This window comes from Sphaerisporangium fuscum (assembly GCF_018531465.1).
GTDB lineage: Bacteria > Actinomycetota > Actinomycetes > Streptosporangiales > Streptosporangiaceae > Sphaerisporangium > Sphaerisporangium fuscum.
Genome location: NZ_JAHDTF010000010.1, coordinates 39352 through 59622, shown reverse-complemented (window position 1 = coordinate 59622; position 20271 = coordinate 39352). Strand labels below are relative to the sequence as shown.

At 71.1% G+C, this 20271-nt stretch carries 19 protein-coding genes; 8 read left to right on the top strand and 11 right to left on the bottom strand.

The features are described from left to right. The first annotated feature begins 61 nt into the window (after nt 1-61). Genes KIK05_RS12705 through KIK05_RS12690 form a run of 4 tightly spaced genes read left to right on the top strand, consistent with a single transcriptional unit; the run spans nt 62 to nt 4846 of the window. Complete coding sequence (locus KIK05_RS12705) at nt 62-1303, top strand: ABC transporter substrate-binding protein (protein ID WP_214410871.1); 1242 nt, start codon at nt 62-64, stop codon at nt 1301-1303. Continuing rightward, nucleotides 1300-2250 (top strand): carbohydrate ABC transporter permease, encoded by a 951-nt coding sequence (locus KIK05_RS12700; protein WP_214410870.1) that lies wholly within the window; start codon nt 1300-1302, stop codon nt 2248-2250. Before KIK05_RS12705 ends, KIK05_RS12700 begins: the two co-directional genes overlap by 4 nt. Beyond that, nucleotides 2243-3055, top strand: a complete 813-nt coding sequence (locus KIK05_RS12695; protein ID WP_214410869.1) for a carbohydrate ABC transporter permease — start codon at nt 2243-2245, stop codon at nt 3053-3055. The genes KIK05_RS12700 and KIK05_RS12695 overlap by 8 nt, the downstream gene beginning before the upstream one ends. Before the next feature lie 36 nt (nt 3056-3091). Then, entirely contained in the window at nt 3092-4846 is a 1755-nt protein-coding gene (locus KIK05_RS12690; protein ID WP_214410868.1) for a DUF4832 domain-containing protein, read from the top strand. Here KIK05_RS12690 and KIK05_RS12685 read toward each other — a convergent pair. Both KIK05_RS12685 and KIK05_RS12680 read right to left on the bottom strand, forming a co-directional pair. Continuing rightward, the gene (locus tag KIK05_RS12685) at nt 4815-5945 is read right to left on the bottom strand and encodes an epoxide hydrolase family protein (RefSeq protein WP_214410867.1); all 1131 of its coding nucleotides are present in this window, start codon (nt 5943-5945) and stop codon (nt 4815-4817) included. The genes KIK05_RS12690 and KIK05_RS12685 overlap by 32 nt on opposite strands. 10 nt (nt 5946-5955) lie before the next feature. After that, nucleotides 5956-8757 (bottom strand): AfsR/SARP family transcriptional regulator, encoded by a 2802-nt coding sequence (locus KIK05_RS12680; protein ID WP_214410866.1) that lies wholly within the window; start codon nt 8755-8757, stop codon nt 5956-5958. A 95-nt stretch (nt 8758-8852) separates the two neighbouring features. Here KIK05_RS12680 and KIK05_RS12675 point away from each other — a divergent pair, with 95 nt between their 5' ends. Both KIK05_RS12675 and KIK05_RS12670 read left to right on the top strand, forming a co-directional pair. Further along, nucleotides 8853-9305, top strand: a complete 453-nt coding sequence (locus KIK05_RS12675) for a carboxymuconolactone decarboxylase family protein (protein ID WP_214410865.1) — start codon at nt 8853-8855, stop codon at nt 9303-9305. 35 nt (nt 9306-9340) lie between these two features. Continuing rightward, entirely contained in the window at nt 9341-9631 is a 291-nt protein-coding gene (locus tag KIK05_RS12670) for a hypothetical protein (RefSeq protein ID WP_214410864.1), read from the top strand. Here the strand turns inward: KIK05_RS12670 and KIK05_RS12665 are convergent. From KIK05_RS12665 to KIK05_RS12635, 7 genes are all read right to left on the bottom strand, one after another. Then, entirely contained in the window at nt 9582-11066 is a 1485-nt protein-coding gene (locus KIK05_RS12665) for an MFS transporter (RefSeq protein WP_214410863.1), read from the bottom strand. The genes KIK05_RS12670 and KIK05_RS12665 overlap by 50 nt on opposite strands. A gap of 165 nt (nt 11067-11231) precedes the next feature. Continuing rightward, nucleotides 11232-12038, bottom strand: coding sequence for an SDR family NAD(P)-dependent oxidoreductase (locus KIK05_RS12660; RefSeq protein WP_214410862.1), 807 nt, complete (start codon nt 12036-12038; stop codon nt 11232-11234). 140 nt (nt 12039-12178) lie between these two features. Then, nucleotides 12179-12703: an SRPBCC family protein gene (locus KIK05_RS12655; RefSeq protein ID WP_214410861.1), complete on the bottom strand. Its 525-nt coding sequence runs from the start codon at nt 12701-12703 to the stop codon at nt 12179-12181. Between the two features lie 205 nt (nt 12704-12908). Further along, on the bottom strand, nt 12909-13763 hold the full coding sequence (locus KIK05_RS12650) for a class I SAM-dependent methyltransferase (RefSeq protein ID WP_214410860.1): 855 nt from the start codon (nt 13761-13763) through the stop codon (nt 12909-12911). A 119-nt stretch (nt 13764-13882) separates the two neighbouring features. Then, on the bottom strand, nt 13883-14461 hold the full coding sequence (locus tag KIK05_RS12645) for a helix-turn-helix domain-containing protein (RefSeq protein WP_214410859.1): 579 nt from the start codon (nt 14459-14461) through the stop codon (nt 13883-13885). Between the two features lie 100 nt (nt 14462-14561). Then, nucleotides 14562-15554 carry an aldo/keto reductase gene (locus KIK05_RS12640; protein ID WP_214410858.1) on the bottom strand — a complete coding sequence of 331 codons (993 nt, stop codon included), beginning with the start codon at nt 15552-15554 and terminating at the stop codon, nt 14562-14564. Nucleotides 15555-15977: 423 nt separating this feature from the next. Then, nucleotides 15978-17252: a M14 family metallopeptidase gene (locus KIK05_RS12635; protein ID WP_214410857.1), complete on the bottom strand. Its 1275-nt coding sequence runs from the start codon at nt 17250-17252 to the stop codon at nt 15978-15980. A 250-nt stretch (nt 17253-17502) separates the two neighbouring features. Here KIK05_RS12635 and mihF point away from each other — a divergent pair, with 250 nt between their 5' ends. Both mihF and KIK05_RS12625 read left to right on the top strand, forming a co-directional pair. Next, on the top strand, nt 17503-17811 hold the full coding sequence (gene mihF / locus KIK05_RS12630) for an integration host factor, actinobacterial type (protein ID WP_214410856.1): 309 nt from the start codon (nt 17503-17505) through the stop codon (nt 17809-17811). Nucleotides 17812-17919: 108 nt separating this feature from the next. Next, complete coding sequence (locus KIK05_RS12625; RefSeq protein ID WP_214410855.1) at nt 17920-18210, top strand: Rossmann-fold NAD(P)-binding domain-containing protein; 291 nt, start codon at nt 17920-17922, stop codon at nt 18208-18210. 71 nt (nt 18211-18281) lie between these two features. Here the strand turns inward: KIK05_RS12625 and KIK05_RS12620 are convergent, their stop codons facing one another. Both KIK05_RS12620 and KIK05_RS12615 read right to left on the bottom strand, forming a co-directional pair. Beyond that, on the bottom strand, nt 18282-19121 hold the full coding sequence (locus KIK05_RS12620) for a hypothetical protein (protein WP_214410854.1): 840 nt from the start codon (nt 19119-19121) through the stop codon (nt 18282-18284). A gap of 157 nt (nt 19122-19278) precedes the next feature. Continuing rightward, nucleotides 19279-20193, bottom strand: a complete 915-nt coding sequence (locus KIK05_RS12615; protein WP_214410853.1) for a hypothetical protein — start codon at nt 20191-20193, stop codon at nt 19279-19281. Nucleotides 20194-20271: the final 78 nt, after the last annotated feature.

Below are 20271 nucleotides of genomic sequence, written 5' to 3'. Positions count from 1 at the left end.
TTAATCCCAAGTTGTGGAGCACCGAGGCGCCGAGCGCGCCTCGTTCGTGAGGAGACCAGGGATGCGGACATGGGCGCGGGCGGGTGCGGCCGCGTTGGGTGCGGCGATGGCCCTTTCCGCCTGCTCGTCGGGTGGCGAGCCGGCAGCGCAGGAGAAGGTCGCGCTGTCCTACGCCTTGTGGGACAACAACCAGAAGCCGGTGATGGAGGAACTGGCGCGGGAGTTCACCAGGACTCACCCGAATATCACGATCAACGTGCAGCTGACGCCGTGGACCGACTACTGGACCAAGATGAAGGCGGCCGTCACCGGCGGCGCCACGCCCGACGTCTTCTGGATGAACGGCCCGAACTTCCAGCTCTACGCCGCCAACGACGTGATCCGCCCGATCGAGGAGCAGGTCGACACCTCGGTGTACCCCAAGCCTCTGGTGGATCTGTACACCTACCAGGGCAAGCTGTACGGCCTGCCCAAGGACATGGACACCATCGGGGTCTGGTACAACAAGAAGCTCTTCGACGCCAAGGGCGTGCCGCACCCGGCCGCCGACTGGACCTGGGCGGACTTCAAGCAGGCGGCGGCCAAGCTGTCCGACCCCGCCAAGGGCGTGTACGGCACCGCGGCCGAGCTGACCAGCTTCCAGGAGTACGAGTACAACACGATCATGCAGGCCGGCGGCTGGGTGATCTCCCCGGGCGGCAAGAAGTCCGGGTACGACGACCCGAAGACCATCGAGGGCCTGCGGTTCTGGACCGACCTGCTGAAGAACAAGCAGTCGCCCGACCTGAAGACCATGACCGACACCACGCCGATCCAGCTGTTCGAGGCCGGCAAGATCGCCATGTACTGGGGCGGGTCGTGGAACGTCACCGAGTTCTCCACCAACGACTACACCAAGGACAAGGTGGACGTGGCGCCGCTGCCCAAGGGGGAGAAGAAGGCCACGATCATCCACGGCGTCGCCAACGTCGTGTCGGCCAGGACGGCGCACCCCAAGGAGGCCTGGGAGTTCGCCAAGTTCCTCGGCTCCAAGCAGGCCGCCGACATCCTGGGCACGAAGGGCCCCATCCCGGCCTACACCGGCACCCAGGGCGAGTGGGTCAAGGCGCACCCCGAGTTCAAGCTCCAGACCTTCATCGACGAGGTGCCCGACGCCGTCCCGTTCCCCGTCTCGCAGAACACCGCCGCGTGGAACGAGGCCGAGCTGAGCTACCTCACCAAGGCCTGGACCGGCGAGGTGCCCGTCGAGCAGGCGGCCAAGGATCTGGCGGCCGCGATGAACGACCTGCTGGCCAAGGAATGACCCTCACCGTCACCCGTCCGGGCGTCGAGCAGGCGGCGCCCGGACGGCGGGAGCGAAGCCGGCTGCGGGAGGCGCTGTGGGCCTACGCGTTCATCGCGCCCACCGGGCTGGGCCTGCTGGTGTTCTACCTCTGGCCGGTGCTGCAGACCGCCTACTTCTCTCTCACCAAGTGGGGGGCCTTCGGCGGGCACACCTGGACGGGACTGGACAACTACCTCCGGCTCCTTCAGGACCCGGAGGTCGGCCGCGCGCTGGTCAACACGCTGACCTACACGGCGCTCGGCCTGGCCGCGATCCCCCTGGCGATCGTCTTCGCCGCCTTCCTCAACACCAGGGGGCTGCGGGGCGTCGGGGTGTACCGCACGTTGTTCTTCCTGCCGGTGGTGACCATGCCGGTGGCCGTCGCCATGGTCTGGCGCTGGCTCTACAACGGCGACTACGGCCTGATCAACCACCTGCTGTCGCTGGTCGGCGTCGACGGCCCCAACTGGGTGGCCGATCCGGACACCGCGCTGTACGCGCTGGTCGTGGTGGGGGTGTGGAGCAGCCTGGGATACAACCTGATCATCTTCCTGGCCGGCATCCAGGGCATCCCGAAGGAGTACTACGAGGCCGCGTCCATCGACGGCGCCGGCCCGGTCAGGCAGTTCTTCAAGGTGACGATCCCGCTGCTGTCGCCCACGGCGTTCTTCGTGTCCGTCGTGTCGGTGATCGGCTCGCTGCAGCTGTTCGACCTGGTCTTCGTGATGAGCGGGTCGGGTGCGGCGGCCCGGGCCAACCCGGCCTACCCGCGGCTGCAGACCGTGGTGCAGCTGTTCTACGACCGGGCCTTCGTCACCAACGACCGCGGCTACGCGGCGGCGATCGTGATGATGCTGCTGGTCATCATCATCGCGCTCACCGCCGTGCAGTTCCGGCTCCAGCGGAGGTGGGTGCACTATGGCTGACCGCCGCCTGGCCGTGCACGCCGTGCTGATCCCCGCGTCGCTGGCGGTGGTCGCGCCGTTCGTCTGGCAGATCGTCACCTCGCTCAAGACGCTGAGCAGCGCGACCAGGGTGCCGCCGTCGCTGCTGCCGGAGGGCCGCTGGGAGAACTACGGCCGCGTGTTCGGCCTGCTGCCTTTCGGCGACCAGTTCCTCAACACCGTGCTGATGGCCGTCGGACGGACGGCCGGGCAGGTGCTGTTCTGCTCGATGGCGGCCTACGCCTTCGCCCGGCTGCGCTTCCCGCTGAAGAACGTGATCTTCGGCGTGTTCCTGTCGGTGCTGATGGTGCCGCCGCAGCTGTTCGTCATCCCCCAGTACCAGATCATGAGCTCGCTCGGCTGGCTCAACAGCCTGCAGGCCCTCATCGTCCCCGGGCTGTTCAGCGCGTTCGGCGTCTTCCTGCTGCGGCAGTTCTTCCTCAGCCTGCCCGCCGAGCTGGAGGAGGCGGCCCGGCTCGACGGCGCCGGACCGGTGCGGATCTACTGGTCGGTCATGCTGCCGCTCGCCCGGCCGGGCCTCGTCGCGCTGGCCGTCCTGACGCTGCTGTGGTCGTGGAACGACCTGTTCTGGCCGCTGGTGGTCAACACCGACCCGGAGAAGATGACCCTGTCCGCCGGGCTCGCCTCCCTGCAGGGGCAGTTCCAGACCGACTATCCCGTGCTGATGGCCGGCTCCCTGCTCGCCTCCCTGCCCGTCATCACCGTCTTCGTGTTCCTGCAGCGCCAGTTCATCCAGGGCATCGCCCACACCGGCATCAAGGGCTGAAACCACTCACCGTCACATTCGCCCAGGGAGACCCCCATGTCCCGAATCCTCGCGTTACTCGTGTTCTTAGGGGCGATGGTCGTCGTCGCGCCTCCGGCGCACGCGGCCATCGGCGGCCAGTCGGCCACCAACACGGCCACCACGGTGACCTACCGGTTCACCTACACCGGCAGCCCGGCCTTCGCCCGCACCTACATCGACACCGACCGCGACCCCGGGACCGGATTCGCCCAGGGGCCGGTCGGCGCCGACTACCTGCTGGAGAACGGCGGCCTGTACCGGCACAACGGCGGCGGGTGGAGCTGGACGTTCGTCAAGCCGGTCGCCTACTCCGCGTCGGGCGGGACCGCCCGCTGGACGGTGGACCGGGCCGACATCGGCGAGAGCGCCACCCCCAACGACGCCGACCTGGTCTTCCAGGTCGAGGCACCGCTGGAGACCTCCGCCAGGTACACCCACGTCTACAGCGGGGGCGGGGGCGGGGGCGGGGGCGGGGGCGGCACGACGGTCACCTACCGGCCGTCCGGGGAGAACTTCGCCAACCCGGAGCGCGGCCTCTACCACCACACCGGCGACTGCGACAAGAACGACTTCTCCCTGCCGACCCTGCGGAGCTACCGCACCGACCAGCACATCTCCCTGGTGATGTGCGTCTTCTACCTGGCCGAGTTCAAGGCCGCCCCGATCGGCAAGGCGGCGCTGGACCGGCTCCAGCGGCAGTTCGACACCGTACGGGCGGCCGGGTTGAAGATGATCCTCCGCTTCGCCTACACCACCTCCACCACCGGCGACGACGCGCCCAAGGACCGGGTTCTCGCCCACCTGGACCAGCTCGCGCCCTACCTGAGCGCCAACAGCGACGTCATCTACCTCATGCAGGCCGGCTTCATCGGAGCCTGGGGCGAGTGGTACTACACGCAGCACTTCGGCAACGCGGGCAACGTGACCGCGGCCGACTGGGCCGCCAGGAAGGCCGTCACCGACAAGATCCTCAGCGTGCTGCCGTCCACGCGCATGGTGCAGCTGCGCACACCGGCCATCAAGCGGACGATGTACGGCACCGCCGCGCTGCCGCCCGGCCAGGCCTACGGCGGTTCGGCGAACGCCCGGCTCGGCCACCACAACGACTGCTTCCTGGCCGGCCCCGACGACTACGGCACCTACCAGGACCCCGCCGCCGAGTACCCCTATCTGGCGGCCGAGACCCGCTACCTGGCCATGGGCGGCGAGACCTGCGGCGTCGACCCGCCGCGCTCGGACTGCCCGACGGCCCGCGACGAGCTGGCCCGCTTCCACTGGTCCTTCCTCAACACCGACTACCAGCCCGACGTGCTCGCCGGCTGGAGCGCGGGCGGCTGCCTGCCCGAGATCGGCCGTGACCTCGGTTACCGCTTCGTCCTGCAGAGGGGCACCTACCCGAGCACGGCCTCGCGAGGCGGTCCGCTGCCCGTCAGCGTCACCATCAGGAACGACGGGTACGCCGCGCCCGTCAACCCTCGAGGCCTGGAACTCGTCCTGCGCAACGGGTCCACCGTCTACAGGTTCCCCCTGAGCGGTGATCCCCGGCGCTGGGCGGCCGGGACCACGACCACCGTCGGTCAGACGCTCACCCTGCCCCCGGCCATGCCCGCCGGCACCTACACGCTCCTGCTCAACCTGCCCGACCCGAAGCTCGGCGACCGGCCGGAGTACTCCGTCCGCATGGCCGACGAGGGCACCTGGGAGGCGGGCACCGGCATGAACCTCCTGCTGCACACCGTCACGGTCGGAGACGGCGGAAGAACGTCCTGACGTCGGCGACGAGGGTGTCCGGTGCCTGCATGGCGGCGAAGTGGCCACCCTCGTCGAACTCCGACCAGTGGACGACCGTGTGGTTGCGCTCGGCGAAGCGGCGGATCGTGGAGTCGCCGCGGAAGACCGCCACCCCGAGCGGGACCTTGGAGAACTCCACCTCGCGCCCCCACGCGGACGCGCCCTCGCGGTACAGGCGCGCCGCCGAGCCCGCCGTGCCGGTCAGCCAGTACAGCGACACGTTGGTGAGGATGGCGTCGGCGTTCACGGCGCCGACGTTCTCGCCGTAGTCGTCGAACCATTCGAGGTTCCAGGCGAGCTGGCCGACCGGCGAGTCGGCGAGGGCGTACGCCAGGGTCTGCGGGCGCGTGGCCTGGATCGAGGCGTACCCCATCCGTTCGGTGTGCCAGCGGCGCAGCAGCGCCAGCCGGGCCTGCTCGGCCTCGGTCAGCCCCTCCAGGTCCGCCGCGTCGCCGGACGGGGCGACGCTGAAGGCGTTGACGTGCACCCCCGCGACGTGCTCGGGGTCGGCGCGCCCGACCTCCGGGGAGATCTTGCCGCCCCAGTCGCCGCCCTGCGCGCCGTACCGCTCGTACCCCAGGCGCCGCATCAGCTCCGCCCAGGCGCGGGCGATGCGCTCGACACCCCAGCCGGCCTCGGTGGTCGGGCCGGAGAAGGCGTACCCGGGGAGCGAGGGCGCGACCACGTGGAAGGCGTCGGCCGGGTCGCCCCCGTGGGAGCGCGGGTCGGTCAGCGGCTCGATGATCTCGAGGAACTCCGCCACCGAGCCGGGCCAGCCGTGCGTGACGATCAGCGGCAGCGCGTCCGGCTCGGGTGAGCGGACGTGCAGGAAGTGGACGTTCTGCCCGTCGATCGTCGTGGTGAACTGGGGGAACCCGTTCAGCCGGGCCTCCTGCGCCCGCCAGTCGTAGCCGGTCCGCCAGTATTCGGCCAGCTCCCTCACCCGTCCGGGCGAGACGCCGTACGACCATCCGGAACCGGGGGGCTCGTCGGGCCAGCGGGTGCGGGCGAGCCGGTCCCGGAGGTCGTCGAGCTGCTCCTGCGGGATGTCGACACGGAAGGGTCGGATGTCGTCCATGAGGGTGACGCTAGACGCCCATCCGGTCAGATTGCGGCCTGAATTCACTTTCTTCGACCTGCTCCAGGAAGGCGCGGACCTCGTCGGCCTCCGGGACTCCGAGCTCGCCGTAGAGACCGAGAGCGGCCCGCCCGTGCTCACGAGCCTGCTCCGGGCGCCCGAGCGCGAGGTGGGCGCGCGCCAGCCCGTCGTGAGCACGCGCCTGCTCCGGCCGGTTGCGCGTCAGGCCGGCGAGCGTGAGCGCGGCGGTGTGCTCCTCGACCGCCCGCGCCGGGTCGTCCGCGGCCTCGGCCAGCCCGTTGAGCGCGGCCGCCTCGTCGGCGGTGTTGCCGAGCCTGCGGCAGAGCGCCGCGGCCTGCTCGTGGCGGGTGCGCGCCTGGGCGAGATCGCCCTGGTGCCGGAGGACGACGCCGAGGTGGTCGAGGACCACCGCCTCCCCGGCCGGGTTGCCGACCTTGCGGTGGAGCGCCAGCGCCAGGTCGAGATGGCGCCGGGCCTCCTCGGGGCGGCCGGCCCGGTCGAGGACGAGCGCGAGGACGCCGAGCACCTGGGCCTCGCCCCAGGTGTCGGCGCCGATCCGGCTGAGGTCGAGCGCCTGGTCGAGGTACTGCTCCGCCTGCCTGTCCCGCCGCCGGCGCACGGCGACATTGCCCAGCGTGAGCAGCGCCCGGGCCCGCTCGTAGGCCTCCTCACACGCCTCGAGGGCCTGGTGAGCGTGCTCCTCGGCCTGCTCGTACTCGCCGAGCCGCCAGTAGGTCCACGCCAGGTCGGTCAGCGCCCGCGCCTGGACCTCGCGGTCGCCGAGCTTGCGGCTGCGCTGGAGCGCCAGGGTGTGCAGCGTGAGCGCGTCGTCGTGGTGCGCCTGCCGGTCGAGATAGGGGCGCAGCGCCAGGGCCAGCATCCCCAGGCAGATCTCGGGCCCGTGGACGGCGGTCGCGATGATGTTGGAGCGCTCGGCGTCGAGCCAGGCGATGGCCTCCGCGGCGTCCCGGATGGGCGCGATCGGGGCGGCCGGCTGTGGGATGCCCTCGCGCTGGGCGACGCTGTAGGGGTAGAGCCGGTCCATCGCCGCCCGGGAGCGGTGCAGGTAGTAGGTGAGCAGCCGCAGCACCGCGCCGTCGTCCTCGGCGATCGAACGGGCGTGCTCGCGGAGCAGGTCGTGGAAGGTGTAGCGGCCCGGTTCGAACTGCAGGAGCATGTGGGCGTCGAGAAGGCCTTCGAGGAGCTCCTCCGCCTCCTCCTCCGGGATGCCCGCGAGCGCGGCCGCGCCGCAGGCGTCGATGTCGCGCCCGGGCACCAGCCCGAGCAGGCGGAACATGCGCCGCTCGTCCTCATGGAGCTGTTCGTAGGAGAGGGCGAAGGCCGCCGACACCCCGTCCAGGAGCCGGCGATGGTCCCGCAGCCGGCCGGCCAGATAGGACACGCTCCAGCGCGGGCGGTGCTGGAGGCGGGCTGCCGAGATCCGGATGGCGAGCGGCAGGCGCCCGCACAGCCGCAGCACCTCGCGTACGGCGTCCGGCTCGTGGCGGGCGCGCTCACCGACGATCCGCTCGAACATCTCGGCGGCGTCCTCCTCCTCCAGCACGTCGACCGACAGCGCGTGGGCGCCGTCCAGGTCGACGAGCCGCCGCCTGCTGGTGATCAGGACCAGGGTGTCGGAGTGCCCCGGCAGCAGGGGGCGCACCTGCTCGGCGTCCAGGGCGTTGTCCAGTACGGCGAGCACGCGGCGTTCGGCCAGCTCGGCACGCCACAGGGCGCTCCGCTCGGCCGGGGTGACCGGGATGCGGTCCGCGGGCACCCCGAGCTGACGGAGGAGCGCCTCCAGCGCGGCGGCGGCGTCGACGGGCTCGCGGCCCGCGGTGTGGGCTTGCAGGTCGAGGAAGAGCCTGCCGTCCGGGTAGCGGGCGGCCAGCCGATGGGCCACGTGGACGGCGAGCGTGGTCTTGCCGATCCCGGCCATGCCGTCGATCGTGACGACCGCCGGCCCCTGGTGCGTGTCCACCAGCCGCTCCAGCTCGGCCGCGCGTCCGGAGAAATCGGGAATGTCGTAGGGCAAGGTGGAGCGGGGCGCCGGGGCGGACACCACCGGTGCCGCATCGGGCAGGCGCAGGGCCGGGTCGTCCGTCAGGACCGCCCGCTCCAGCTCGGTGAAGGCGTGCCCGGGGTCCAGCCCCTGTTCGTCCGCGAGAGCCGTACGGTAGGCGCGCGCCGCGGCCAGGGCGTCGGCCTGCCGCCCCGCCCGGTGCAGGGCCAGGACGAGGTGACCGTTGAGCTTCTCGCGGAGCGGGTTGGCGCTCACCTGGGCGGCGAGCTCGTCGAGCAGGGCGCCGTGCCGCCCGGCGGCGAGCTCGCCCTCCACCAGACGCTCGTACGCCGACAGCCGCCGGTCGTTCCAGAGCTCCCGGACGCCGCCGACGTAATGGGCGTGCACGTCCTCAAGCGCCTCGCCGCTCCACAGATCCAGGGCTCGGCGCAGCTCACCCGCGGCCACCAGATCGGTGAACTCCTGCGCGTCGACCTGCCCGGGCTCCGGCCGGGCGACGTAGCCGCCGGCCCGCGTCTCGAGGAGCCGTACGGCTCCCGCGCCCCGCAGCGCCTTGCGGATCGCGGTGATCGAGGCATGGATCTGCGATCGGGCGGTGTCGGGCCGGTCGTAGCCCCACATCGCGTCGCTCAGCCGCTCGATGCTGATCACCCGGCCGGCGTTGAGCAGAAGGTAGGCCAGCACAGCCCGGTGACGTGGGGCGATGCCCGTCAGCGGCACACCGTCGACGACCATCTGGACGGGGCCGAGAAGGGTGAAACGCAGCATCGTCCCCCCAATCACCATCGCATCGTGCGCCCATAGCGAATGTATCAATCCGTGCGGACACTCTGATCTCACACGAACCGAGACGGAGGAACACGATGGAAGCCCGGATGAAGAACCCCGCCACGATCATCCCCACCGCGATGAAGCCGATCATGGAGCTGATGAAGGCCGCTCAGTCGCAGGGTCTCCCCCAGGAGCTCATGGAGATGATCCACCTGCGGGTGAGCCAGATCAACGGCTGCAGCTTCTGCGTCGACGCCGGCCTGAAGAGCCTGCGCAAGCTGGGCGAGAGCGACGAGCGCATCGGCCTGGTCGCCGCCTGGCGGGAGGCTCCGTACTACACCGACGCCGAGCGGGCCGCGCTGGAGCTGGCCGAGGCCTCGACCCGGCTGTCCGAGAACGCCGGCGGCGTCTCCGACGAGGTCTGGAACAACGCCGCCGGCCACTTCGACGAGCGGCAGCTGGCCTCGATCCTGCTGATGACCGCCGTCACCAACCTCTTCAACCGCCTGAACGCCCCGATCCGGCAGGTCGCCGGCAGCTGGTGAACCCCCCGACCCCACGTACAGAAGGAGACACCGACATGTCCGTCGTCCGCTCGCACCGCTACTCCGTCGCCGGCGCCGACCTGGAGGAGTTCCTGGCCCGCCGCAGCTCGCTGATCGCGACCGTCCGGAAGGGACACCCCGGGCTCACCCACACCGTGCTGATCCGGCTCGAGGACGGCACCTACACCGACACCTGGCACTGGGAGACCACCGAGCAGCTGGGCGCCGCGCTCGCCGCCCTCCCCACCTTCCCGGAAGCACCGCTCACGATGGCTCTCACCAAGGACGGCACCGCCCTGAACGGCCAGGTCGTCGACGCGCACTGAGACCAGCTCGTCGCAGGCGCCCATCAGATCCCGACCTCGTTTCCCCGCTCACCCGGGGGAACGGAACGAGCGTCGCCCCGGCCATGAGGACGGCCGCGATGAGGAAGGCGTGCGGGACTCCCTGGGCGAGCCCGGCTCCGTCGCCCGGCGGAGCACCGCAGAGGGCCACCGTGATCACGACGCCGACGGCGGCGCCGAGGTTTCCGGCCGACTGGACCACCCCCGCCGCGCTTCCCGCCGTGGCCGGGGACGTCCCGGCCAGCGCGGCGGTCTCGCACGTCATCCAGATCAGCGGCGCCCCGGCCCCTGCCAGCGCCATGCCGGGCAGGAAGCCGCTCACATAGCTCGCGTCCGGGGTGATGCCGGACAGCAGCACCAGTCCCGTCCCGACCAGGAGACAGCCGAGGTGATAGGCGGCGCGAGGTCCGAGGCGGGCCAGGAGGCGCCGGTGGCTCCGGCCCGCCAGCACCACCCCGCCCAACGCGGGCAGCAGCGCGAACCCGCAGGTCCGGGCGTCGAGACCGTGGACCCCCTGGAGATAGAGGCTGCTGCCGAAGACGACAGGGCCGGTCGCGGCGGCCACCAGGAAGACACCTGCGCAACCGGAGATCAGCCCGCGCTCACGCATCAGGCCGCGAGGGAGGAGCGGGTGCGGGCTACGGGCCTGGACGGCCGCGAAGAGGGCCCCCTGGACGACGACCAGGCCGAAGGCGGCCCAGGTCACAAGGTCCCAGCCGCTGTCCGGAAGGCGTACCAGCGCGTGGGTGAGGACCAGCAGGCAGCCGATCAGAGCCAGAGCGCCGGGGATCTCCGCGAGGGAGCCTCCGGCACGCGTCCGCCGGGACAGGCTCCGCCAGGCGACGGGCCAGACCGCGACGACGAGCGGGAGGTTGAGGTAGAACGCCGCCCGCCAGCCGAGATCGCTCACCACCAGGCCGCCGAGGACGACTCCGCAAACAGTCCCCGCGCCGCCGACGCCGACCCAGGTGGCCAGGGCTCTGGCCCGCTGGGCCGGTGTGGACGCCGCGCCGGCCAGGGCCGCCATCGCGGCGGGGACCAGCAGGGCCGCGGCCACGGCCTGGGTGGCGCGGGCCGCGATCAGGAACCCCGCTGTGGGCGCCGCACCGCAGGCGGCGGACGTCGCGGCGAAGCCGGCCAGGGACACGAGGAACAGTCGCCGCGCGCCCAGGTGGTCGGCCAGCCTGCCACCGAGCACCTGCAACCCGCCGACGACCAGCACGTAGATGTTGGTGACCCATTGGGCGGTCGCGAGGGTCATCGCGAGATCGCGCTGGATGTCCGGGATCGCCAGGGACACGATGCCGCCGTCGGCGTTGGCGAGGAACGGCGCCAGGGCGAGCAGCGCCACCGCGGGCCGCCGGACCGGTACCGGTGACCGAGGAGAGCCGAGCGGAGGGCAGGTGGGGGCGGCCATCAAGGCTCCTGGAAGAGGCGGGCGACGGGAGACCCGACCGGGCCGGGCACGGCGCGAGCCTGGGTCAAGGAGGGTGAAAAGGGGCCACAGCACGCGGAAGGGGCCTCCGCCGTTCGGAGAAGGCCCCTTCCGTGCCGGTCACAGCTCCCTCGAGGGAAGCCGGAGTCAGAGCTCCTTGAGGAAGCCCCCGTCGACGGCGACGTCCGCGCCGGTGGTGGAGGCCGAGCGCGGGGAGGCCAGCAGGGCCACCATGTCGGCGATCTCCTGCGGGTCGACCAGGCGGCCGGTGACGAGCTTCATCATCTGCGGCGCGACCGTGTCCAACACGGCGTCCCGGTCGGTGCCGGCCTGGGCGGCGATGATGTCGGCGGCACCGCCCTCCTCGGTCCACCACGCCGTCCGCACCGGCCCCGGCGAAACGGTGTTCACCCGGATGCCCTGCGGGCCGTACTCCTCCGACAGCGCCTTGGTCAGCGTGTTCAGGCCCGCCTTGGCCGCGTTGTAGTCGACGTTCATCGGCGCGGGCTGCCGGGCGAGGACCGAGGAGACGTTGACGATCGAGCCACCGCCGCGGGCGAGCAGCTCGGGGATGGCCGCGCGGATCGCCCGGACCACGGAGAACAGGTTGAACTCGAACATCTCCCGCCAGTCCGCGTCGCTCGGCGTCTGGAAGCCGAACCGCGGCAGCTTCACGCCGGGGGGCGGCCCGCCGGCGTTGTTCACCAGGATGTCCAGGCCGCCGAACCGCTCGACGGCGTGCGCCACCGCCTGGGCCGGCGCGTCCGCGTCCATCAGGTCGACGGCCGCGTGGTGGAGGCTCGGCCCGGCCAGCGCGTCCAGCTCGGGGCTGCTCTTACGGGAGGCGGCCACCACCCGCACGCCCTCCTCCAGCAGTGTGCGGACGACCGCCAGGCCGATGCCCTTGGAGGCGCCGGTGACGACGGCGACCTTGCCGGAAAGCTGCAGATCCATCGAATCTTTCCCTTCGTTCGCTTGTGGTGACGAAGGTATTCGGACGGAGCGTGCGACCACCGGCTGGAATCAGACCACCGATTGTGGAGGGTTTCGGACGTGGTTCACGAACGCAGGAAGGGCCCGCGCGCGGGGACTTTCTAGGCCGGCTGGGTTATCTGGGGGGAGGTGCCCGTCATGGCCGCGAGGGTCTCGTACATGTGGCGGCGCAGCTCCTCGAGGCGGACCTCCAGGATGAACGAGGCGATCTGGGGGTTGTTCTCGATCATGTCGCGCAGCCCGCTGCCGCCGGGGCCGTGGACGAAGCTGTGACGGACGACCGTCTGCTCCGGTGAGGCGCCCGGCAGCAGGTCGTAGCGCCAACTCGAGGAGGGCCGGTCCGGGTCGTCGCGGCCGTCGAGGACCAGCCAGGCGAACGAGGACGGCCGCTGGGCCTCCGTCACCACGCAGGTGACCGACCACACCATGTCCTGCCTGCGGTTACGCGCCTCGAAGCGCTGTCCCTCGCGCAGGGCGGGCGCGCCGAGCCAGGCGGCGTACTCGCACTCCGGGCTCCACTCCCCCAGCCGCGGCACGGACGTTATCAGGTCCCAGAGCCGCTCCGGCGGCAGGTCGACGGTGGCCTCCAGGTCGACCCGTGCCCCCGTGACGCCGTAGTCCTCCATGCCGACCTCCGCGATGCCGTGGCACTCCACGCCGTGCCTTCCGCCGATCGCCTCCCAGAATGGACCATCGGCCCCGGCGCGGACATACCCCTAGTCTCGCCCTCCGGGAGTTAGGGGTGCGCCGGACCCGAAGCGCGTGTCCGCCGTCGTGGCGGCCGTGACGAGTCCGGACGCGGCCTCCGCTGTTCTGGCTGTGAGTCGAGGGTCAGGGGCGGCGCGCGGCCCAGACGGTGCGTTCGGTGCGTACCGAGAGGTCGTCGCGGCGCAGGATGCTGTGGGGGCTGCCGGTGTCGAGCAGCCGGTCGAGCGCGGCGAGGTCTTCGCCCGGGAGCGCTTCGGCGGCGGCGCCGCGGATGCGCCGAAGGGCGCCCAGGGCGTAGTGGCCGACGGCTTCGGAGCGGGCACCGTCGATGTTCACGGTGATGGTGCGCTCGCCGTCGAGGGCGAACCCGGCGGCGGTGAGCATCGGACCCCAGTCGGCGCCGCGGTAGGGCACGTGTTCGGCGTGGAAGCGGTCGGTCGCCGCGTGACAGCGATCTTCCAGGCCGGGCCGGTCTTCGGGGGCGCCTTCCGGCAGGAAGCGGGGGAACCCCGCCAGCTCGACGACGGCGAACAGGCCGCCGGACGGGAGCATGTCGTGGACGTTGCGCAGGGCGTGGCCGGGGTCGGCCATGTGGTGCATCGAGGCCGAGGCCCAGACCAGGTCCGGCGTGCCGAGGTCGGGCCAGCGGGCGGCGTCGAGGTCGGCCTGCACGGTGCGCACACGGTCGTCCGCATCCTGGGCGCGCAGCTTCTGCCGCAGGCGCTGAAGGTGTCCGGGCGAGGCGTCGACGGCGATGACGTGAGCCTCGGGGAAACGGTTCAGAAGGGCGAAGGTGCCCGCTCCCGTGCCGCAGCCCAGGTCGACGATCCGGCGCGGGCTGGTTCTCAGGGGCAGCCATGCGGTGATGGCGGCGATGTGCTCGGCGAGGACCTCCGCGTCCAGGTCGAGGATCTCCGCCTGGCCGGCGTCGTCCTGGTGGTGGCCGTGGTGAGGGGTCTGCGGGTGTGCGTGGGTCATGCCGTCAACCTAAGACCGGTTTGCTCGAACGGCACGATGGCTCCCGGAACACGCAAGAGATCGGCGCGTGGCGGTGCCCGGCGCGCAAGGCGCACCGGCACCGAGGGTGCGCCTCGCGGTCATTCGCCGATGCCAGGAGTGTCGCGCTGGTGTCCGCGGCGGGCGTCGCGGTCGAAGATGCCCAGAATCTCGCATGGTCCGCCTTCGGCGCCGATGGCGTGCGGCATCATGGTCGGGAACTCGGCGGCCTGGTTGGTCTCCAGACGGAAGCGCCGGTGACCCAGCATGAGGATCGCGGTGCCGGAGAGCACGACAAGCCACTCCCGGCCGGGGTGGGCACGCATGCGGGCGGGATTGTCGGGCGGCGGCTCGGTCATGCGCTGGCGTACGACGCTCATGCCGGGGTCACCCTTCACGGGCCAGCGCATCAGGCCGTGGGCGCCGTCGACCATCGGGCTGGTGACGACGTCGTCGGTGGCGGTCTCGACGAGCTGGTCGAGGGTGGTGTCCAGCGCGCGGGCGAGGGTGACGAGCTGGTCCAGGGCGAGGCGGCGCTGACCGTTCTCGATGCGGCTCAACGAGGACTGGCTGAGGTTGGCGCGGGTCGCCAGTTCTTCCAGGGACCAGCCTTGGGCGACCCGCAGGGCGCGGATGCGTCTGCGCACGAGGCCGTCCAGCTCTCCATCTCCTTGCGTCATGCGCAACACCGTATGCCCTCTTCGCAAGCACGGTGAATTCCGCGTAACGCCCCCGCCGAACGCACCGAGGGCCTGGAGGCCTGAAGCCGCCGTTCGGAGGTCAGCGGCTCAGCGTGCGCATCTGCGCGGCGGCGTACCGCTCGCCGGAGGCGACGCCCGGAGGGGCGACGGCGTCGATGGCGGCCAGGTCGTCCGGGGTGAGGGTGATCTCCGCCGCGGCCGCGTTGGCCTCGAGGTACGCCCGCCGCTTGGTGCCGGGGATCGCCACCACGTCGTCCCCCTGCGCGAGCACCCAGGCCAGCGCCAGCTGTGAGGAGGTGACGCCCTTGGCGTCGGCGAGCACGCGCAGGCAATCGACCACGGCGAGGTTGCGCGCGAAGTTGTCCCCCTGGAAGCGCGGGAAGAAGAAGCGTCTGCGGTCGTCCTCGGGCAGGTCGTCGACGCTGCGGATGGTGCCGGTGAGGAAGCCCCGGCCGAGCGGGCTGTAGGCGACGAAGCCGATGCCGAGCTCCCGGGTGGTGGCCAGGACGCCGTCGCCCTCGACGTCCCGCGTGAACAGGGAGTACTCCGTCTGCACGGCGGCGAGGGGGTGGACGGCGTGCGCGCGGCGGATCGTGGCGGGCGCGGCCTCGGAGATGCCGAGATGGCGGACCTTGCCCTCGGCGACCAGTTCCGCCAGCGCGCCGAAGGTCTCCTCGACGGGGACGTCCGGGTCGACGCGGTGCTGGTAGTAGAGGTCCACGTGGTCGACGCCGAGACGCTTGAGGGAACCGTCGAGCGCCTGGCGGAGGTACTCGGGGCGGCCGTTGACGCGGCCGGTGATCATGCCGTCCTCGACCTCGTTGCCGAACTTCGTGGCGAGCACCACCTCGTCGCGGCGCCCCGCGATCGCGCGGCCGACGAGCTCCTCGTTGGTCCACGGCCCGTACATGTCGGCCGTGTCGAGGAAGGTGATGCCGAGGTCGAGCGCGCGGTGGATGGTGGCCGTGGCCTCCTTCGCGTCCGCGGGGCCGTAGGCCACGCTCATCCCCATGCAGCCCAGGCCTTCCGCGGAGACGCGGAGGCCCTGGCCGCCCAGGCGGCGCTGTCTCATTGCTGAACTCCCCAAATCGATATATCGACGGTCCGTCCCTTGCGGAGGGTGACGGCCGCTTGGTCCCGCTGCTCACGATCTTCGCTCCTGCTCGCGCCTTCGCGCCACCGACCCGCCGCTCACCTGCACGGGGAGGTACGGCCGCCGCCCGAGTGGGGACGGCGGCCCTGTCTAATTGCCTCGCTCCGCTCGGCGGCGAGGGGCGCTCCTTGAGGCGGCGGCCTTCGTCGTCGTCCGGGCTCGTACCTCACCCTCCCTCCTCCTCAGACCACCGCCGCGCCCGTGCTTGACTGCCTCGCCTTCGCTCGGCGGCGAGGGGCGCTCCTTGAGGCGGCGGCCTTCGTCGTCGTACGGGCTCGTACCTCACCCTCCCTCCTCCTCAGACCACCGCCGCGCCCCTCGCTGGTTTAATGGCCTCGCGGGTCAGCAGTACTGCGATTGCTTGCCGATGATGCGGTAGACGCAGTCGGAGTACTCCAGGAACCGCAGTACCGCCTCCTTGTTGCGGGTGGTCTGCGGCACGATCTGCTCGTCCGGCGGGTAGAAGCCCGGCGAGCCGTTCTTCGGGTACATCTCGAAGGTGAAGCTGAAGATCTTGTAGGTGCCCCACAGCCAGTCGTCGATGGAGCCGTCGGTGATGTAGAGGTCGCTGGCCTGCTCGGGCGTGTAGCCGTTGGTGCTCGCCATGTTCCGCCCGAGGGCGGCGAAGGCGTCGTGGTCGTCCTGGGTCATGCCGGGCGCGGTGTCGCTGTAGGTGTAGCCGTACGGCCACAGGACCAGCTCGCTGTAGGTGTGCCAGTCGATGTTCGTCTTGATCTGCTGGACACCGCCGACGACCCGGCCGCGCACGAAGTCGGCGACCGCCTTCACCTCGGGCGCCGATTCGGCGGCGGACCCGCGGTAGGTCTCGCTGGAGGTCGAGCCGGAGGAGCCGCCGCAGCAGCCCCACTTGAAGGCCCAGTTGCGGTTGAGGTCGGTGCCGACGTAGGACGAGCCGGAGTTCGGCTGGCGGTTCTTGCGCCAGGAGCGGTAGGAGCCGCTGGCGATGTCGTACTCGCCGCCGTCGGGGTTGACGTCGGGCAGGATCCAGATCTCCCGGCTGTTCACCAGGCCGGTGATCCTGCTGTCGGACCCGTAGCCGCTGGTGAACAGGTTGAGCAGGTAGAGCGCCATTTCGACGGTCAGGTGCTCACGGGCGTGCTGGTGGGCGGTGAACAGCACCTCGGGTTCGTTCTCGTCGGTCGCCACGTTGTCGCTGATCTTCACACCGACCAGGTCGCGGCCTCCGTAGGAGGTGCCGTAGCTGAACTTCTTGGCGATGGACGGGTACTGCGCCACCACCCGGTTCACCTCTGCCGTCATCTCGGCGTAGTTGTGGTAGCCGGAGTCGGCGGGCGGGAAGTCCTGCGGCTTGGGCAGGGTCGGGGACAACGGACGGGCGATGCGGGTGACCGTGTAGCCGAGACTCTTGATCTCGGCGATCTCGGTGTCCGACGCGGTGACCACGATCGATGTGGCCTCCACCTCGTCGATCGCGGCTCCGGTGCGCGCGATCGCGGTCCTCTGCTGGGCGGTGCTCGGCCCCTGGACGCGGTACTGGTGGCCGGAGGGCGGCTCCGCGGAGGCCCCGGCGCCGGTGATCCCGCCGGCGCACAACAGCGCCAGGATCGCCAACGCGACGAGCAGACGACGTCTCACCTGTTCCTCCCTTGGGCGCGCGCTGCTGGGGGTTTGGCACGCGCCTGCACTGAGAGTCAGGTCAACGGTCGGAAGTTTGAAGGCCCAAATTTCACGACTTGTGGGGATCGGACCCGGCGAACACCAGGGGGAACAGATCGGGCAACTAATCGCAGAACCATGATTAACACGCGTCGTGGGGGTAACACACTGCCGACCAGACCAGCGGCCCGCACGACGGCCCCGACAGAACCGCCAAGGAGAACCACCCATGGCCCTCCCCGTCCTCACCCCCGAGCAGCGCCAGGCCGCCCTCGTCAAGGCCACCGAGGCCCGTCAGGCCCGCGCCGCGCTCCTCGCCCAGCTCAAGAAGGGCGACCTCACCCTCGCCCAGCTCTTCGAGCGCGACGACGACACCGCGAAGAAGATCAAGGTTTCCCAGGCGCTCCGCGCCCTGTCCGGCATCGGCCCCACCAAGGCCGCCGCGCTGATGGAGCGGGCCGGGGTCGACGACAAGCGGCGCGTCGGGGGCCTCGGCGTCCAGCAGCGCCGCAAGCTCGTCGAGGCCGTCTCGTCCTGAGCGTCCGGGGGCGGGGGGACGGACGGCTCCCCCCGCCCGGGGCGGCATTTCCCCGAGGATCGTGAGCGCATAGTCTCCCCATAACGACATCGCTGCGGGAGGCGACCTTTGAGCAAGCTCACGGACGACGAGCGCCGGGACCTGGCGGACATCCTGTCGAGTCCCGAGCTGAACCACCCGCGGGTCCACGCCGACCGCGAGGTGGGCCAGCAGCTCGCCGACTTCTTCCGCAAGGACATGCCCGACGTCGACGAGGTCGTGATCGGCCGGGTCTTCCTCAGGGCCGCCGTCACCATGACCCAGCTCGGCGACGCCGGCATGCCGCTGGAGCAGATCGCCAACATCTTCACCCTGAGCGCCGTGGACCTGACCGCGCTGGAGCTCGCGCGGGAGGTCTAGACGGCCCCGTGACGGCAAAGCGCCCGGCCCCCGAGGTCCGGGGGCCGGGCGCGTCGCCGGTGACTCGAGAACTAGCGGACGACCCTCACGAAGTCGGTCGCCTGCGACCCGTACAGGCCGCGCGAGCCCTCGAAGACCACCTTCCAGGTGCCGGACCAGTAGGCCGGGATCTTCGTGTAGAAGCTCCCGTCCGGGTTGGTCTGGATCGTGTCGACGTACTCCCAGCGGCCACCGTGGGCGCGCTGGAAGTACACCTTGATGTCCTGCCAGCCGAGGTTACGCCAGTTGTGCCAGCGGTAGTCGTCGCGGCAGTGGTTTCCGCCCACGACGTAGGCGTCACCGTCCCACCACCAGTCTCCGTAGCAGCGGGCGACCGCGAGCGTGCCCTCGAGGGACAGGTTGCGGCCCTTCCTGACCGGCTCGGGGCTCGCGTCGAACTCGATCCGCGTCGCGCGCGGACCGTGAGGACGGTGGCCCTCCACGTGCTTCACCCAGAACGAGGACTTGGCCCTGACGACCGTGCCATCCTGGCCGGTCGCCTCGACGTAGACGTTCCACTTCCCGTCCGGATCGTGCCGGTCGAGAACGATCGTCTTGTCCCAGGTCTTCCAACCGCTGGACTTGGTGGACGTCGCCTTCGCCGCGCCGGCGCAGGGGTTGCAGTCGGACTGACCGCCGCCCTGTCCCGTCGGGTCGAACTCGATCTTGACGTCCTCCGCGCCGACGGTGTTGACCGTGGCCGTGACCGCAACGTCATCGTTGCCGCGGATGACCACCGGGTCGGGGGTCACCCTGACGGACTCGATGCTGACCGCGTCCGGCGCCGTGTCGGCCAGCGCCGGAGCCGCCACGGATAGCGCCGAGGCGCCCATGGCGGCCGCTACCAGAGCGGTAGCGATGCGCTTCATCATGCGGAACTTCCTCTCCCCGTAGAGAAAGGCATACCAATGGGGGTGTGCCTACTTACTAGATGTCTTGAGCGGGTGGAAAGTTGCACGATACGAGCGAAAAAAATGATTACAAATTGGACACTTTGTCCGAGCAGTGCCGGAAATAAGGGGATTTGTCCTAATATCTAGAGATATGTCGGCCCGATGTGGCCGAACCCGCGTAATACCGCGTCCCGCGGTAGACGACCCGCCATACGCCTCGCGCGCGCCTGACCCGGCGGTGGAAATACCCATCTCGATCGGTTCCAGTCCTCGCCACGCTTTTCCAGTTTCGCGCCCCGCGCTCGCGGAACTGCACGGTCACGCGCTGCCCGGGGAACGACCAGTAATCGAACCTGCCGGCGGGATCGACCCGCAGCAGCATCCCGCTGACCCGTACGAACCTCCTCGGCCGTTTCCGTGTCCGGGTCACCCGGACCCCGCTGAACCTGGTCGCCTTTCTGAGCAGGAAGGTCGCCGACGCCGTCGCGGTGGCGCCCCCGGCGTCGCGCGCGGTCGCGACGACCCGCCAGCGGCCCGAGGGGTACCAGCGGGTCAGGCCCACCGGCGGATCGAACCGCCACACCTCCCACGCCGGCGCCGGCCGGGCCTGGACGGCCACCGGCACCACGGCGACGGGCGGCACGGCCGTCCCCTCCGGCCCTCGCCCCCCTCCGCGGCCGTACCCGTCGTCAGGGACCCGGCGGTGCCTCTCCCGGCCTCCGCGCCTCCCCGGGGCCGGGTGCCTCCGGGCGGCCTTGTGGCCGCCTCGCGCACGCCGCCGGTGCCCGGCCGGCTCCACCCGCAGGGTCACCCCGTCGCGCCCGGCGGCTCCCCGGGCGACGACCTCCACCACCAGCCTCACCGCCCCCCGGGGCCCGGCCACCGGGGAGCGGGGCCGGACCTTGACCGACCTGATCGCCGGCCGGTCCGGCGCCGGGGCGGCCGCGCGGGCCTGCGGGACGCGGGAGGCGAGGCAGGGGGCCGCCTCCGCCAGGACCGTGAGCGCCGCCAGCACTGCCACCGGCGACGCGAGCAAACGTCTCATGGTCATGGGTGGACGCTAGGGACCGGCCGGTAACGGCCGGTCCCCGACACGCTCCTCCCCCGGCAAAGCGCGCCCCGGCGTCAG

What these genes read in the sequence shown, in the direction of transcription:
- KIK05_RS12640 (WP_214410858.1), bottom strand. Translation starts at nt 15,554, where the DNA reads ATGAGACAGCGCCGCCTGGGCGGCCAGGGCCTCCGCGTCTCCGCGGAA.
- KIK05_RS12700 (WP_214410870.1), top strand. Translation starts at nt 1,300, where the DNA reads ATGACCCTCACCGTCACCCGTCCGGGCGTCGAGCAGGCGGCGCCCGGA.
- KIK05_RS12615 (WP_214410853.1), bottom strand. Translation starts at nt 20,193, where the DNA reads ATGACCATGAGACGTTTGCTCGCGTCGCCGGTGGCAGTGCTGGCGGCG.
- KIK05_RS12705 (WP_214410871.1), top strand. Translation starts at nt 62, where the DNA reads ATGCGGACATGGGCGCGGGCGGGTGCGGCCGCGTTGGGTGCGGCGATG.
- KIK05_RS12695 (WP_214410869.1), top strand. Translation starts at nt 2,243, where the DNA reads ATGGCTGACCGCCGCCTGGCCGTGCACGCCGTGCTGATCCCCGCGTCG.
- KIK05_RS12670 (WP_214410864.1), top strand. Translation starts at nt 9,341, where the DNA reads ATGTCCGTCGTCCGCTCGCACCGCTACTCCGTCGCCGGCGCCGACCTG.
- KIK05_RS12665 (WP_214410863.1), bottom strand. Translation starts at nt 11,066, where the DNA reads ATGGCCGCCCCCACCTGCCCTCCGCTCGGCTCTCCTCGGTCACCGGTA.
- KIK05_RS12690 (WP_214410868.1), top strand. Translation starts at nt 3,092, where the DNA reads ATGTCCCGAATCCTCGCGTTACTCGTGTTCTTAGGGGCGATGGTCGTC.
- KIK05_RS12650 (WP_214410860.1), bottom strand. Translation starts at nt 13,763, where the DNA reads ATGACCCACGCACACCCGCAGACCCCTCACCACGGCCACCACCAGGAC.
- mihF (WP_214410856.1), top strand. Translation starts at nt 17,503, where the DNA reads ATGGCCCTCCCCGTCCTCACCCCCGAGCAGCGCCAGGCCGCCCTCGTC.
- KIK05_RS12645 (WP_214410859.1), bottom strand. Translation starts at nt 14,461, where the DNA reads ATGACGCAAGGAGATGGAGAGCTGGACGGCCTCGTGCGCAGACGCATC.
- KIK05_RS12655 (WP_214410861.1), bottom strand. Translation starts at nt 12,703, where the DNA reads ATGGAGGACTACGGCGTCACGGGGGCACGGGTCGACCTGGAGGCCACC.
- KIK05_RS12620 (WP_214410854.1), bottom strand. Translation starts at nt 19,121, where the DNA reads ATGATGAAGCGCATCGCTACCGCTCTGGTAGCGGCCGCCATGGGCGCC.
- KIK05_RS12685 (WP_214410867.1), bottom strand. Translation starts at nt 5,945, where the DNA reads ATGGACGACATCCGACCCTTCCGTGTCGACATCCCGCAGGAGCAGCTC.
- KIK05_RS12675 (WP_214410865.1), top strand. Translation starts at nt 8,853, where the DNA reads ATGGAAGCCCGGATGAAGAACCCCGCCACGATCATCCCCACCGCGATG.
- KIK05_RS12680 (WP_214410866.1), bottom strand. Translation starts at nt 8,757, where the DNA reads ATGCTGCGTTTCACCCTTCTCGGCCCCGTCCAGATGGTCGTCGACGGT.
- KIK05_RS12660 (WP_214410862.1), bottom strand. Translation starts at nt 12,038, where the DNA reads ATGGATCTGCAGCTTTCCGGCAAGGTCGCCGTCGTCACCGGCGCCTCC.